Annotated in this window: 11 protein-coding genes; 5 read left to right on the top strand and 6 right to left on the bottom strand. The window is 75.6% G+C overall.

Features of this window, described 5'->3' with window-relative positions:
- Positions 1-68: 68 nt before the first annotated feature.
- The 3 genes from ACIQVT_RS19825 (at position 69) to ACIQVT_RS19815 (ending at position 4,342) form a co-directional block, all read left to right on the top strand.
- A complete protein-coding gene (locus tag ACIQVT_RS19825; protein ID WP_403755006.1) occupies positions 69-2,987 on the top strand; it encodes a glycoside hydrolase family 2 TIM barrel-domain containing protein in 2,919 nt (972 codons plus the stop codon).
- A 73-nt stretch (positions 2,988-3,060) separates the two neighbouring features.
- Positions 3,061-3,645: a TetR/AcrR family transcriptional regulator gene (locus ACIQVT_RS19820; RefSeq protein ID WP_403755003.1), complete on the top strand. Its 585-nt coding sequence runs from the start codon at positions 3,061-3,063 to the stop codon at positions 3,643-3,645.
- A complete protein-coding gene (locus tag ACIQVT_RS19815) occupies positions 3,638-4,342 on the top strand; it encodes an alpha/beta fold hydrolase (protein WP_403755000.1) in 705 nt (234 codons plus the stop codon). Before ACIQVT_RS19820 ends, ACIQVT_RS19815 begins: the two co-directional genes overlap by 8 nt.
- Here ACIQVT_RS19815 and ACIQVT_RS19810 read toward each other — a convergent pair.
- Positions 4,297-6,069, bottom strand: coding sequence for a DUF2264 domain-containing protein (locus ACIQVT_RS19810; protein WP_403755841.1), 1,773 nt, complete (start codon positions 6,067-6,069; stop codon positions 4,297-4,299). The two genes, ACIQVT_RS19815 and ACIQVT_RS19810, sit on opposite strands and share 46 nt — an antisense overlap.
- Before the next feature lie 224 nt (positions 6,070-6,293).
- Here ACIQVT_RS19810 and mmuM point away from each other — a divergent pair, with 224 nt between their 5' ends.
- Positions 6,294-7,223, top strand: a complete 930-nt coding sequence (mmuM, locus tag ACIQVT_RS19805; protein ID WP_403754997.1) for a homocysteine S-methyltransferase — start codon at positions 6,294-6,296, stop codon at positions 7,221-7,223.
- Positions 7,224-7,334: 111 nt separating this feature from the next.
- Here the strand turns inward: mmuM and ACIQVT_RS19800 are convergent, their stop codons facing one another.
- The 5 genes from ACIQVT_RS19800 to ACIQVT_RS19780 all read right to left on the bottom strand — a co-directional run bounded on the left by ACIQVT_RS19800 (position 7,335) and on the right by ACIQVT_RS19780 (position 12,329).
- The gene (locus ACIQVT_RS19800; protein ID WP_403754994.1) at positions 7,335-8,909 is read right to left on the bottom strand and encodes a carboxylesterase/lipase family protein; all 1,575 of its coding nucleotides are present in this window, start codon (positions 8,907-8,909) and stop codon (positions 7,335-7,337) included.
- A 273-nt stretch (positions 8,910-9,182) separates the two neighbouring features.
- Positions 9,183-9,452 carry a hypothetical protein gene (locus ACIQVT_RS19795; protein ID WP_403754991.1) on the bottom strand — a complete coding sequence of 90 codons (270 nt, stop codon included), beginning with the start codon at positions 9,450-9,452 and terminating at the stop codon, positions 9,183-9,185.
- Positions 9,449-10,312: an oxaloacetate decarboxylase gene (locus tag ACIQVT_RS19790; RefSeq protein WP_403754988.1), complete on the bottom strand. Its 864-nt coding sequence runs from the start codon at positions 10,310-10,312 to the stop codon at positions 9,449-9,451. Before ACIQVT_RS19790 ends, ACIQVT_RS19795 begins: the two co-directional genes overlap by 4 nt.
- Before the next feature lie 157 nt (positions 10,313-10,469).
- A complete protein-coding gene (locus ACIQVT_RS19785; protein WP_403754985.1) occupies positions 10,470-11,126 on the bottom strand; it encodes a ThuA domain-containing protein in 657 nt (218 codons plus the stop codon).
- 42 nt (positions 11,127-11,168) lie between these two features.
- Entirely contained in the window at positions 11,169-12,329 is a 1,161-nt protein-coding gene (locus tag ACIQVT_RS19780; protein WP_403754982.1) for a YihY/virulence factor BrkB family protein, read from the bottom strand.
- A 132-nt stretch (positions 12,330-12,461) separates the two neighbouring features.
- On the opposite strand from ACIQVT_RS19780, the gene ACIQVT_RS19775 reads away from it, so the two are divergent.
- On the top strand, positions 12,462-14,093 hold the full coding sequence (locus tag ACIQVT_RS19775) for an acyl-CoA dehydrogenase family protein (RefSeq protein WP_403754979.1): 1,632 nt from the start codon (positions 12,462-12,464) through the stop codon (positions 14,091-14,093).
- Positions 14,094-14,231: the final 138 nt, after the last annotated feature.

Genomic DNA, 14,231 nt, shown 5'->3' with positions numbered 1-14,231 from the left:
GTGCCTTGCGGAGCGGTCACGGAGGACGCACCCGTCCGGACCGCACCGACGGCTGAGCCAGGAGACCGATGTCATCGCGCACCCGCACCGCCGACCACGTCGAGGACGTCTCACCGGGTTCCGGGGCGCTGCCGCCCCGCGCCTGGTACGCCTCCTCCGACGCCCCCTCCCTCTCCCTGAACGGAAGCTGGCGCTTCAGACTGTCGCCGACGGCCGACGCCGAGGACGACTCCTTCGCGGCGCCGGGGTACGACGCCGGTGACTGGGCGCAGATCGCCGTCCCCGGCCACTGGGTGCTCCAGGGCCACGGCTCCCCCGTCTACACCAACCACCGCTACCCGTTCCCGGTCGACCCGCCCCGGGTGCCGACCGAGAACCCGACCGGCGACCACCTGCGCGTCTTCGACCTCCCGGCGGACTGGCCGGCGCCGTCCGGCGGCGGTGCCGTGCTGCGCTTCGACGGCGTGGAGTCGTGCGCCCGCGTCTGGCTGAACGGCACGGAGCTCGGCCACTTCAAGGGGTCCCGGCTGCCGCACGAGTTCCCGGTCGGGCCGCTGCTGCGCAGCGCGGGCAACGTCCTCGCGGTCCGGGTCCACCAGTGGTCGGCCGGCTCCTACCTGGAGGACCAGGACCAGTGGTGGCTGCCGGGCGTCTTCCGGGACGTCACCCTGCTGCACCGGCCGGCCGGCGCCGTCCGGGACTTCTTCGCGCACGCCGCCTACGACCACACCACGGGCGAGAGGACCCTGCGCGTCGACTCCGACGTGGCGGGCCGGGTGACCGTCCCGGAGCTGGGGGTCGACGTCGCGACGGGCGAGCCGGTTACCGTGCCCGTCGCCCCGTGGTCCGCCGAGTCGCCCCGGCTCTACGACGGTGTCCTCGCCACCGCGGGCGAACGGGTGCCGCTGCGGATCGGCTTCCGCACGGTGGAGGTGGCGGACGGCCTGCTCCGGGTGAACGGCCGCCCGGTGCTCTTCAAGGGCGTCAACCGGCACGAGTGGCACCCCGAGCGGGGCCGGGCCCTGGACGCGGAGACCATGCTCCGGGACGTGCTGCTGATGAAACGGCACAACGTCAACGCGGTCCGCACCTCGCACTACCCGCCGCACCCGGCCTTCCTCGACCTGTGCGACACGTACGGCCTGTGGGTGATCGACGAGTGCGACCTGGAGACGCACGGCTTCGCCGAGCAGGGCTGGCGGGACAACCCCGTCGACGACGACCGCTGGACCCCGGCCCTGCTCGACCGGGCGGCCCGCATGGTCGAACGGGACAAGAACCACCCGTCGGTCGTCGTCTGGTCGCTCGGCAACGAGGCCGGCACCGGCCGGGGCCTGACGGCGATGGCCGGCTGGATCCGTGCCCGTGACGCCTCCCGCCCCCTCCACTACGAGGGCGACCGCGACTGCCGGGACACGGACGTCTACTCACGGATGTACACCGGTCACGCCGAGGTCGAGCGGATCGGCCGCGGACTGGACGGCGGCCCCCGCGGGCGGCGCGCGCTCCCGTTCCTGCTGTGCGAGTACGCGCACGCCATGGGCAACGGTCCCGGCGGACTCGCCGACTACCAGCGGCTGTTCGAGGCCCACGACCGGCTCCAGGGCGGTTTCGTCTGGGAGTGGATCGACCACGGCATCGCCCATCCCGGCCTGGGCTACGCCTACGGCGGTGACTTCGGCGAGGAGCTGCACGACGGCAACTTCGTCTGCGACGGCCTGCTGTTCCCCGACCGGCGGCCCTCCCCCGGCCTGACCGAGTACCAGAAGGTGATCGAGCCGGTCACCCTCGTCGCGGGGGCGTCCGACCGGGCGGAGCGGGACCGGCGGCCCGGGGCGGCCCCGCACGCCTCGGTCCGTGTCACCAACCGGTACGACTTCACCGACCTGTCCGCGCTGGCGTTCACCTGGTCCTACGAGGTGGAGGGCGTGGCGGTGGGGTCCGGCACCCTGTCCGTGCCCGCGCTGGCCCCCGGTCGGAGCGCCGAGGTGGAGCTGCCCCCGGTGCCGGCCGGGGCGCCGGCCGGCGAGGCCCACTGGACGGTCCGGGCCGTACTGGCGTCCGCCACCGCGTGGGCGCCGGCCGGCCATGTCGTCGCGTGGGGCCAGGTCGCGGTGTCGCCGCGCCGGGTGCCGCGCGTCGCCGCCACCGCCCGGCCCGCGCGCGGGGACGGGCGCGTCGTCCTCGGGCCCGGTGTCTTCGACGCCCGCACCGGGGCGCCGCGCACGATCGGCGGGGTGGCCCTCAGCGGCCTGCGCCTGGACGTGTGGCGGGCGACCACCGACAACGACGACGGCGCGGTCTGGCAGGACGATCCTCGCCCCGGGCCGCTGTGGCGCGGGCTGGGCCTGCACCGGATGCGGCACCGCGTGGACGCGGTGGAGGTCGGCGACGACGCGCTGACGGTCCGCACCCGGGTGGCGCCGGCCGGCGGGGAGCTGGGACTGTCGGCGGTGTACCGGTGGACGTCCGACGGGGAGCGGCTGCGGCTGACCGTGTCGGTGACCCCGGAGGGCGACTGGACCGTCCCGCTGCCCCGGCTCGGCGTCCGCTTCGCACTGGCCGGCGCCGACCGGGTGCGGTGGTACGGCGGCGGCCCGGGGGAGGCGTACCCGGACACCAGGTCGGCGGCGGCGGTGGGCCGCTGGGAGTCGACCGTGGACGACATGCAGACCCCGTACGTCCGCCCGCAGGAGAACGGCGCGCGCATCGACGTCCGGTGGGCGGAGCTGGGCGGCCTGCGGGTGGACGGGGACCCGGTGTTCCTCCTCACGGCCCGCCGCTGGAGCACCGAGCGGCTGGACGCCGCCGCCCACCGCACCGATCTGGTGCCGGACGGCCCGGTGTGGGTCCATCTGGACCACGGCCAGCACGGCATCGGGTCGCAGTCCTGCGGTCCGGGCCCGCTGCCCCGCTACCACCTGCGGGCCGAACCGGCGGATTTCTCGTTCGTCTTCTCCGCGCCCGCCGGCGGCGGCCCCGCCTGATCCCGGCCCCTCGCCGCCCCCGCCTTCCTAGGGGGTCTAGGATCATTCCTAGCGAACCAAGGGAGGTGGGCGCGTGGCCCGCGTGGGTCTCACCGTCGAACGGCTGGTGGCGGCCGCCGCCGACATGGCGGACGAGGTCGGCCTCGACCGCGTCGGCATCTCCGCGCTGGCCCGGCGCTTCGGCGTCCGGGACGCCAGCCTGTACTCGCACGTCCGCAGCCTGGACGACCTGCGGACGCGGCTCGCACTGCACGCGGGCGCCGAACTGATCGACCGGATCGCCGTGGCCGTGGCCGGCCGCGCGGGCAAGGAGGCGCTGACCGCGTTCGCCGGCGCCTACCGGGCCTACGCCCTGGAGCACCCCGGCCGGTACGCGGCCACCCAGATCCGGATCGACCAGGACCTCGTCGTCGGCTCCCCCGCGCTGCGCCGCACCGCCGAGATCACCTACGGCATGCTGCGGGCCTACGGCCTGGACGAGCCGGACCTGACGGACGCGGTACGGCTGCTGCGCGCCACCTTCCACGGCTACTGCGTCCTGGAGGCGGCCGGGGGGTTCGGCGCGGCCCGGCCCGTCGCCGAGTCCTGGGACAAGGCGGTCGACGCACTGCACCTCGCCCTCGAACACTGGCCCCGGGAGCCGAAGAACGATGACTGACACCCCGTACCACGACGTCACCGGCCGTGGCCCGGTCCTGCTGCTGGTGCCGGGCGGCGCCGGGCATCCGATGGGCCTCGGCCCGCTGACCGAGCGGCTGGCGCGCCGCTTCACCGTGGTGACGTACGACCCGCTCGGGCTCGCCCACGGCCGGCTCGGGCTGCCGGTCGCCGAGCAGCAGGTGGCGGACTGGGGCGACGGGGCGCACCGGCTGCTGGAGGAGGTGCTGCCGCCCTGCGGGACCGCGTACGCCTTCGGGACCAGCGCGGGCGGGATCGCGGTCCTCGACCTGCTCGCCCGGCACCCGCAGCGGCTGGCGCACGTGGTCGCGCACGAACCGCCGTGCGTCACGCTGCTGCCGGACGGGGCCGGGCGGCGCCGGGAGCTGATCGACGCTCTCGACGGCCCGGAACGCCCGCCCGCCGAAGGGGAGTCGGCGACACCGATGGGTGTCTTCCTGGCGCACGTCCTGCGTCCGTTCACCGCCTGGACACCGCCCCGGTCCGCCACCGGCCGCCTCACCGTGGCCGCGGGAAGCGACTCGCGCGGACAGCTCCTCCACGACACGGCCCGTCACGTGGCCGGACGACTCGGCGCCGCCTTCGTGGAGTTCCCGGGCGGGCACCTCGGCGCCCTCGACCACCCCGACGCCTACGCGGAACTCCTCGGCGACCTGTTCCTCCCCGACGGCGCGTGACGGCGGGTACGCGCGTCCTCCCCGTCCCGGTCCGCCACGGTGACCCCGGCTCCCGCGGTGTCCAGCCGTACCCGCAGCCGGGCCGGGGCGCCCGTGGCCCAGTGGACCTCCAGGACGCCGGCACCGTCGGCCCGTACGGACACCAGGTCCGCCAAGGGCGGTGGAGGAGCCGGCTCGGCGGTCAGTCTGGACAGGGCGGCGAACAGGGTGGGGCCCTCGCCGGTGGTGCCGGTGAGGGTGCCGGACAGGCCGACGGCGGGCAGCAGTTCGGCCCGCTGCCCGTCGCGGGCCGCCCAGCCGGTGAGCCGCACCGGCGTACCCGGCCGGGCGCCGGTGACCAGGTGGGCGCGGACCTCCGCCGCCCCGCGCGCCAGCACGACGCTCGTCACCCGCGCTCCCCCGCCGGCCGTGTGCCGCGAGGCCGCCCAGCCGTCCCCGACGCCCAGCGGTTCGATGCCGGTGCGGCCCGGATCCCCGCCGACGAACACGCTGTTGTCGTACGACGGTGACGGCGCGGTCGCCGTCGAGTAGGCGAGCCGGGTGTAGTACGGGTCGTAGCGGACGTCCTCGCTGCCGTGGTTGTGCAGCCGGACCACGCCGTCCGAACGGGTGCTCTGGAGCAGCCAGTTGGGGCCGGGCAGCGGCCGCACCACGTCCGCGCGGTCGGCCGGGCCGGGTTCCTCACGTGCCGTCCACACCTCGTGCCCGGCCGGCAGCAGCAGGCCGAGGAAGCCCTTGCTCGCCCAGTACGGGGAGGCGGGACCGGAGTAGGCCTGCGCGACCGACTCGTCGCGGCCGAGCCAACCGAGCGGCAGCAGGCCCCGCCGGTCGACCGCGCCGCCGTCGAGGAAGTACCGCAGGGCGCCGGAGGCCAGGCGCCGCGTCTCCCCCGGGGGCAGCGGGGTGTGTCCGGTCAGGGCGCCCAGCCAGAGCGGGGCCGCCGTCGCGAAACGGTAGGTCAGGGAGCGGCCCTGGTGCATCGGGGCGCCGTCCCCGCCGAACAGGTGGGCGTAGTCGGCGAGATGGCGCGACAGTCGTGCGCCGTACCGGGACAGCAGTTCGCGGTCGTCCGCCAGCCGGGCGTGCAGGACCGTGTACAGGTGGATGGCCCAGCCGTTGTAGTGATCGAACTTCCGGCCGTCGCCGTCGGTGTACCAGCCGTCGCCGGCGTACCAGCCCTCGATCCGCTCCAGCCCCCGGTCGATCGTCCGGCGCGCCTGACGCTCCCGGTGGCCGATCTCCGCGAGGAAACCGGCGACGGTGACCGGGAACAGCTCCCAGTTGCACGGCCAGGGCCGCGCGGTGAGCGCGTCCGCCAGCCAGTCGGCGGTGCGCCGGCGCACCGGGTCGTCCAGGCGGTCCCAGAGCAGCGGCCGGGTCAGCCGCAGGGCGAGCGCGACGGACGCCGCCTCGACCAGGGGCTGGCTGCGGTCGGTGATCGGCGGCCAGACCCCGCCGGGCCCGGCCGCGAGGCCTTCGGCGTACCGGCCGAGCACGTTCTCGTCCTGCCGGAAGGCGGCCAGCAGCAGGGTGCGCGCGTACCCTTCGAGGCCGTCGGAGAGCCGGCCGGCGTGGCTCGCACGGCCGCCGGGCAGCTGGTAGAGGGCGCCGCCGGCGGTGGCGTGGGGCTCGACGGCGGCGAGCAGGGCGTCGGCGGCGGCTTCCCAGTGGGCGCGGGTGTAGCCGGTGCGGGGGCTCGACTCGCGGTCGTCCGCGGGCAGGTGCAGCACAGCGGTGGCCTTCCTTCCGGGCGGGAGTTCACCCCATCCGTACCCACGGGCCGCCGTGCCGGCGCCTCGCCGCACGCGCCGCCCCGCGCGGTGCCGGCGACGGGGACGCCGAAGGTGTGCGGGTGGCGGGCGCCGGTGGCCTCCGGTCCGTGCGGTGTCGTCGCCGCCCACCTGCTGGACGCCGGCGGCCGCGCGGATTCCGTTTCGACTAGCGTCATGACATGACCAGCGACCACCTCTCCCCCGGCCTCGCCGACGCCCTCGCCGGCGGCACGGTCGTGCTCGACGGCGGCATGTCCAACCAGCTGGAGGCGGCCGGACACGACCTGAGCGACGAGCTGTGGTCGGCGCGGCTGCTCGCCGAGGAGGCGGAGGCGGTGACCGAGGCCCACCTCGCCTACTTCCGCGCGGGCGCCGACGTCGCCATCACCGCCAGCTACCAGGCCACCTTCGAGGGCTTCGCCCAGCGCGGCACCGGCCGCGAGGAGGCCGCGCGGCTGCTGGCGCTCAGCGTGGAGCTGGCCCGTACGGCGGCCCGGCGGGCGGCCGGCGCGGGCGTGCGGCGGCCGCTGTGGGTGGCCGCGTCGGTCGGGCCGTACGGGGCGATGCGCGCCGACGGTTCCGAGTACCGGGGCCGGTACGGGCTGAGCGTGGCCGAGCTGGAGCGGTTCCACCGGCCGCGCGTCGAGGTGCTCGCCGGGGCCGCGCCCGACGTCCTCGCGCTGGAGACCGTCCCGGACGCCGACGAGGCCGCCGCCCTGCTGCGGGCGGTACGCGGCCTGGGGGTGCCGGCGTGGCTGTCGTACACCGTCGACGGCCCCCGGACACGGGCCGGACAGCCCCTGGAGGAGGCGTTCGCGGTCGCCGCCGACAGCGACGAGGTGATCGCGGTCGGCGTCAACTGCTGCGCGCCCGAGGACGTCGAGGCCGCGGTGCGGATCGCGGCCCGCGTGACCGGCAAGCCGGTCGTGGTCTACCCCAACAGCGGCGAGACCTGGGACCCGCGGGTCCGCGCCTGGGCGGGCCGCACCACGTTCACCGCCGAGCGGGTCACGGCCTGGCGGGCGGCCGGCGCGCGGCTGATCGGCGGCTGCTGCCGGGTGGGGCCGGACACGATCACCTCGATCGGACGGGCCCTGGGACGGACCTGAGGGAGGTGGGAGACCGGCGCGCGGCTGACCGGCGGCTGCTGCCGGGTGGGGCCGGATCGGGTCCGACGGGACCCGCGGGTGCGCCGGGCATCGGCCGGGTCCGTGCGTCGCTCAGCGGCGTGGGGTGTTCGCCGAGCGGCGCAGCCGGCGCAGCGTGGCGGCGAGTTCGGCGCCGGGGGCGCGCGGGACGGCGGTGCGTACGGGCCGGGGACCGCCCTGCGCGGCCGGCCACAGACCGATCTCGGCGTCCCGCGGCCCGTACGCCGTGTACGGCTCCCCGTCGCCGAAGACCCGCACGGGATGCGTGGCGTCCCACGCCGGCCACCCGGGGCCGGGGTCCCCGTTCGTCACGAACCCGGCCCAGGCGGAGTGCATCACGTCGCACAGCTCGCGGGGCGCGCCCGGGCCGGCCAGCCTCACGGCCTCGGGCGCGTCCCCGGTGCCGAACACGAAGCCGAGTTCCAGCGCGTGGCAGGCGCCGAGGCCGGGGAGGCGGGACGGCCACGCGAACTCGTAGAGGTACGAGCTGCCGGGGCGGGCGTCGGCGACGCGGTGCAGCGGGACGCGCAGCAGGTGGTCGGTGACCATCTGGCCGACGATCTCCGCCGTCCCGGCGCCGGGACGCAGGGCGCGGTAGCCGCGCGGCACCTCGTGGCCGGTGTGACAGCGGGCCATCGCCCCGGCGAGGGCGACCGGGCCGAGCCGGTCCACGTGCTCCGACAGTCCGCCGGGCACGAACCACAGCCGGTGCTCGTCCCGGGTCCAGCCCAGCAGCAGTTCCACGCCCGGGACGGCGCCGGGTCCGGTCAGCGCCGCCAGCGGGTCGCCCGGCACCAGGTCGCCGTCCATGACGATGCCGAACGCCGGGCCGCCGAGGACCGGGCCGCTGAGCCGGCCGGTCTCGGCCTGCGTGCGCAGCAGCAGGTCCCGGTCGACGGCGGCGAACGCCTCGGCGGTCGCGGGGATCCGCAGCCGGGTGGCCATGCGGCGCACCATCCGCCGTACCTTGTCCCGGTCGCTCACCTCGGGCGCGCCGCTCTGGAGGATGGCCCGCCGGACCAGACCGCGGGTCGCGGGCGCCGCGAGCAGGACGCCGACGCTGATCGCGCCCGCCGACTGACCGGCCAGGGTGATCCGGTCCGGGTCGCCGCCGAACGCCCCGATCGCCTCGTGGACCCAGCGCAGGGCGGCGAACTGGTCGCGCAGGCCCGGGTTGGGCGGGGCGTCCGGGAAGAGTCCGTAGCCCTCCACGCCCAGCCGGTAGTTGACCGAGACGCAGACCACCCCGGCACGGGCGAAGGCGGTGCCGTCGTACACCGGTACCGCCGAGGAACCCCTGGTCAGGGCGCCGCCGTGCAGCCAGACCAGCACCGGGAGCCGGGCCCCGGGACCGGGTTCGGGGGTCCACACGTTGAGGTTGAGGCAGCCGTCCCCGGGGATCACCGGGTCGGACAGGTACGGGGTGAACGCCTCCGAGTACGGCGGTTTCGGCGCGGTCGGCCCGAACTCCCCGGCGTCGCGCACCCCCTCCCAGGGTTCGGGCGTCGCGGGCGGGCGGAACCGCAGGGGACCGAAGGGCGGGGCGGCGTAGGGGATGCCCCGGAACACGGCGACTCCCCGCTCGTACCGGCCGCGTACGGCGCCGTGGGGCGTCGCGACCACGGGGTCCGTCCGGTCCGCCGTCATCGCCCACCAGCCTTTCCCCGCGCCCGCGTCCCGGCGGGGCCGCGTCGTCCCTTCCAGAGCATCACAGTGCGCGGACGTATTCCGGTGCACGGGCCCCGCGCTGGGCCGTTCGGCGTACGTCCGGGGAATTCGCGTGGGCGCCCGGGAGCGGTGTCGGCCGCGCGTCCCGGGGCCGGCCGATCCCGGAGGGGACGGCAACGGCCGGGCACCGCCCGCACGGGGTGCCCGGCCGTCGTCACGCGCGCCGCTGGTCGGTCCGGCTTCCCTGCCTCCTCAGTCCGGTTCGGCGTGGGCGGTGGCACCGACGAGCGCCTCCACCACGTCCACCGCGCTGCCGTCGTGGTCGCTGCCGGCGGTACCGCTGCCGACCTGGACGTTGGCCGCGCGGTCCACCTCCAGGATCGAGTCGGCGTGGGAGTTGTCGAGCACGGTGAGCAGGCCCCCGGTCTCGGCCCCGGCGGCGGCAGCGCTGCCGGCACCGGCGCCGAGGAGGACCGCGGTGACCGCCGCGACCAGGCCGAACCGGGGTACGGCGCCGGTCACACGCCCGCTCCCTCGGGGGTGAGCCGGCCCGGGGCGATGTTGCGTTCCAGCAGGCTGGTGGCGGCCCGCACGCCGACGCCGCTGGTGGGATCGACCTCCGGCAGCCGGCCGTCGGCCGCCTTCAGACCGGTGAGCGCGGAGTCCACGGCCTGGTGCGCGGCGAACAGGCACGGGGTGCTGTAGATGGCGACGTCGACGCCGAGGTCGGACAGCTCGCCGAGGGAGAGGCGCGGCGACTTGCCACCGGCGATCTGGTTGAACAGCAGCGGCTTGTCGCCGACGACCTCCCGGATCCGCCGGATCCACGCGACGCTGCGCACCCCGTCGACCAGCACCACGTCCGCGTCGGTGGCCGCCAGCCGCTCGGCGCGGTGCAGGATGTCGTGCTCGTCGGTGGCGTCCGTCCGGGCGACGACGACCAGGTCCCTGCGGGTCTCCAGGACCCGGTGCAGCTTCTCCAGGTACTCCTCCAGCGGTAGCACCTGCTTGCCGTCGGCGTGGCCGCAGCGGCGGGGCCGCTTCTGGTCCTCCAGGATCACGCCGGAGGCACCGATGCGCTCCAGGCCCTCGACGACGTGGCAGGCGACCTCGGGGTCGACGTAGCCGTCGTCGATGTCGACCAGCAGGTGGTGGTGGGGGAACGCGCCCCGCAGCCGCTGGACGAAGGCGACCATGTCGGGCCAGGCGATGAATCCGATGTCCGGCAGTCCGTAGTACGAGGCCGCGAAACCGAAGCCCGAGACGAACATCCCGTCGTAGTGCTTGGCCGCGATCGACGCCGAGTACATGTCGTACACGCCGATCAGCGGGGTGGTCCCCGGCCCGGCGATGCGCTCGCGCAGCTTCTTACCGTAAGTCAAGGTCCGGCTCCTCGTGTGGGTGGGTGACGCGCACGGAGAGGGCCGCCGCGTCTCGACGCCCTTTGCCAAGACAAGAGCATCTCTAGAAACTCACCTGACCTTCCGCCTACGCGCGCTTTACTCACCCTATTGGGGGAACGGGTTCACCGCAGAAACGTCACTCGGCCGACCGTGCCGCCCAGGTGAGCCCGCCGATGAGGTGGCCGAGGAAGACGGGGTCCCGGTAGGCCTCGGCCGTGTGGCCCAGCGCCGTGTAGAACATCCGTCCGCCTGCCCGGTCGCGCTCCCGGCACCAGGCCAGCGGATGGTCGGCGCCCATGCCGCCACCGTCGTACGACGCCTCGTCGGCGCGCAGCAGCACCCGGAACGCATCGCGCGGGGCGCGGTCGAAGTCGTACCACTCGTCGGTGAGGCCCCAGACGGCCGGCAGCCCCTGGGTCGCCGGGTGGCCGGGGTCCGCGACGAGGGCGCGGCCGGGCTGGCAGGCGGGGTGCCGGGTGAAGCGCGCGCCGAGGAGGTCGCCGAACCACGGCCACCCGTACTCGGTGCAGGCCGCCGCGTGCACCCCGGCGAAGCCGCCGCCCGCCGCGACGTACCGCCGCAGCCGCTCGCGCCCGTCCGGGGTCAGCACGTCGCCGCTGGTGGAGAGGAAGACGACGGCCGCGAACCCGTCGAGGGAACGTTCCAGGTCGGCGGGGTCCTCGGTGTGCTCGACCGCGAAGCGGCCGTGCGTCCGGACGGCGGCGACGGCGTCCGGGATGGAGTCGTGCCGGTAGTCGGCGGTACGGGTGTAGAGGAGCAGACGGGGGGACATGACGGGAGCCTCCACGGGGCGTCGCCGGCCGCGGAGCCGTCGTCACCGCTGGTCGGGGTGCGGGGTGTCGCCGTTGTTCTTGTGGACGTGGTGGTGGGGGTTCTTCGCGTGGGTGCGCAGGCGGGCCGTCACGTCCTCCGGGGGGAGGAAGCGGGACCAGCGTTCGGGGAACTCGGAGGGCATGCCGGGGTCGTCCGGGTCGGCGTCCAGGGCGGCCGCGGCGCGGGCGACGTACTCGGCGACCTGGGCCTCCAGCATCCGGTCGTTGGCCTCGCGGGCGGCGGCGGTGGCCGCGGCGGGCCAGACCCGGTCGATGGCCGCGTTCACGGCCGCGCCGACCAGCACGGCGAAGGCGGACACGCCGATCCACAGCAGGACGGCGACGGCGGCGGCCAGGGAGCCGTAGATGGTGGCGCCCTCGATGGTGCTGGTGAGGTAGATGCGCAGCAGGAAGCTGCCGAGGACCCACATCGCCAGGGCGACCAGCGCGCCGGGCACGTCCTCGATCCACGGTGAGCGGACCGGCACCGAGACGTGGTACAGGGTCGTCAGGAAGACGATGGAGAGGACGATCACCACCGGCCAGTACAGGACTTGGACGACCGTCGCCGACCAGGGCACGATCCGCACCACCGCGTCCGGGCCCGCCACCATCAGCGGCAGTGCCACCGAGCCGATCAGCAGCGCCACCACGAACAGCAGGAACGCCATGATCCGGGTCTTGACGATGCCCCGGACGCCGTCGAGGCCGTACATGACTGTGATGGTGTCGATGAAGACGTTCACCGCGCGCGACCCCGACCACAGGGCGAACAGGAAGCCTATGGAGATGACGTCGGGCCGGCCGCCCCGCATCACGTCGTGCAGGATCGGCTGGGCGATCTCCTTGACGCCCTTGTCCGACAGCACCGTGCGGGAGGCCTCCAGGAGGTTGCTCTCCAGGCTGTGGATGGTGTCGGCGCCGGTCCAGTCGTCGACGTAGCCGAGCAGGCCGATGAGGCTCAGCAGCAGCGGCGGCACCGACAGCAGCGTGAAGAACGCCGCCTCGGCCGCGAGCCCCAGGATGCGGTACTCCATGCAGGAGTTGACGGTGTCCTTGAGCAACAGCCAGGCGGTCCTGCGCTTGGAGACGTTCCGGTAGAGGGCTCTGGCCCGGTGGAGCCGGCCGGCGGGCCGCTCGGGGGGTTCACTTGCTGGCTGCACGTCCTAACGGTATCCGCCGAGCCGGGCCCGCCTCACCTTTCGGGGGCGGTCACCCGTCCGGGGCACCGGGATCGCGGTGCCGGGGCGGGCGGTGGGGGCCATCAGCGCCGCCGTCCCGGGTAGGTTCCCGTCATGGCAGGCACCTCCACGCACACCGTGACGCACCAGCCGCCCCCGCTCGTCGGGTACGACGTCTTCACCGCCGACCGGGCCCTCACCGAGGCCGTCGGCCGCCACACCGCCCCGGACGTCCGGGAGGAGGTGCGCGCCGAGCTGGCCGCGCTCGGCCGGGCCGCCGGCTCCGGGCAGCTCCAGGAGTGGGCGGCGCAGGCGGACGGGCAGCCGCCCAGGCTGCGCACCCACGACCGCTACGGCCACCGGATCGACGAGGTCGAGTTCCATCCGGCCTGGCACCGGCTGCTCGGCAAGGGCGTCTCGGCCGGGCTGACCGCCGCGTGGACGCGGCCGGCCGGGCACCTGCGCCGGGCGGCCGGGCTCCTGGTGTGGACGCAGGTCGAGGCGGGCATCTGCTCCCCGCTGTCGACGACCCACGCGGCCGTGCCCGCGCTCCGCGCCGACCCCGGCCTGGCCGCCGAGTGGGAGCCGCGGCTGACCTCCACGGTCTACGACCGCGCCCTGCGGCCCCCCGGGGAGAAGCCCGGCGCGCTCTTCGGCATGGGCGTGACGGAGAAGCGGGGCGGGAGCGACGTCCACGCCACCACCGCGGCGCGGCCGCTCGCGGAGCCGGGGACGTACCTGCTGACGGGACACAAGTGGTTCTGCTCGGCGCCCATGTCGGACGCCTTCCTGGTGCTCGCCCGGGCCCCGGGCGGACTGACCTGCTTCCTGGTGCCGCGGGTCCTGTCCGACGGCAGCCGCAACGTCTTCCTGATCCAGCGGCTGAAGGACAAGCTGGGCAACCGCTCCAACGCCTCCGCCGAGATCGAGTTCGACGCCACGTGGGCGCGCCGGGTCGGTGACGAGGGCGACGGGGCGCGGATCGTCACCGGCATGGTCGCCGCGACCCGGCTGGACTGCGCGGTCGGCTCGGCGGGCCTGATGCGGCAGGCGGTGGCGCAGGCCGTGCACCACTGCGCCCACCGGGAGGCCTCCGGCGGGAAGCTGGCCGACCGGCCGCTGATGCGCAACGTCCTCGCCGATCTTGCGCTGGAGTCGGAGGCCGCGACCGCGCTCGCGCTGCGGCTCGCCGCCGCCCACGACGACGGCGGCGAGCAGGAGCGCGCCCTCCTGCGGCTCGCGGTGCCGGCCGCGAAGTACTGGATCACCAAGCGGTGCGCGCCGGTGGCGGTGGAGGCCGCCGAGTGCCTGGGCGGCGACGGGTACGTCGAGGAGTCCGGCCTGCCCCGGCTGGTGCGCGAGTCACCGGTGAACTCCTTCTGGGGAGGCGCCGGGAACGTGCAGGCGCTGGACGTGCTCCGGGTGCTGCGGGGGGACCCGGGCGCGCTGGACGCCTGTCTCACCGAGATCGGCCGGGCCCACGGCGCCGACCACCGGCTGGACAGGGCGGTGAAGGACCTGTTCACCGAACTCGCCGACCTGGAGGGCGTGGAGGGGCGGGCGCGGCGGCTGGTGGAGCGGCTGGCGCTGGTGCTCCAGGGCTCGCTGCTGGTGCGGCACGCGCCGCCGGAGGTGGCCGACGCGTTCTGCGCCTCCCGGCTGGGCGGCGACCACGGCGCGTCCTTCGGCACCCTGCCGGCCGGCCTGGCCCTCGGACCGGTGGTGGAACGCGCCCGGCCGGTCTGACCCGGCGCGGGGGCGGCGGGGCGGCCCGGTCCTCCGGTCCGCCGGGCGCGGCGGCTGGTGGAGCGGCTGGCGCTGGTGCTCCAGGGCTCGCTGCTGGTGCGGCACGCGCCGCCGGAGGTGGCCGACGCGTTCTGCGCC

It is taken from the genome of Streptomyces sp. NPDC100445 (assembly GCF_044759735.1).
Lineage (GTDB): Bacteria > Actinomycetota > Actinomycetes > Streptomycetales > Streptomycetaceae > Streptomyces.
This window is presented reverse-complemented; position numbering and strand designations above follow the sequence as displayed.

Coding starts and splice junctions, on each gene's coding strand:
- ACIQVT_RS19785 (WP_403754985.1), bottom strand. CDS start 11,126: ATGTCCCCCCGTCTGCTCCTCTACACCCGTACCGCCGACTACCGGCAC.
- mmuM (WP_403754997.1), top strand. CDS start 6,294: ATGACCAGCGACCACCTCTCCCCCGGCCTCGCCGACGCCCTCGCCGGC.
- ACIQVT_RS19825 (WP_403755006.1), top strand. CDS start 69: ATGTCATCGCGCACCCGCACCGCCGACCACGTCGAGGACGTCTCACCG.
- ACIQVT_RS19815 (WP_403755000.1), top strand. CDS start 3,638: ATGACTGACACCCCGTACCACGACGTCACCGGCCGTGGCCCGGTCCTG.
- ACIQVT_RS19775 (WP_403754979.1), top strand. CDS start 12,462: ATGGCAGGCACCTCCACGCACACCGTGACGCACCAGCCGCCCCCGCTC.
- ACIQVT_RS19800 (WP_403754994.1), bottom strand. CDS start 8,909: ATGACGGCGGACCGGACGGACCCCGTGGTCGCGACGCCCCACGGCGCC.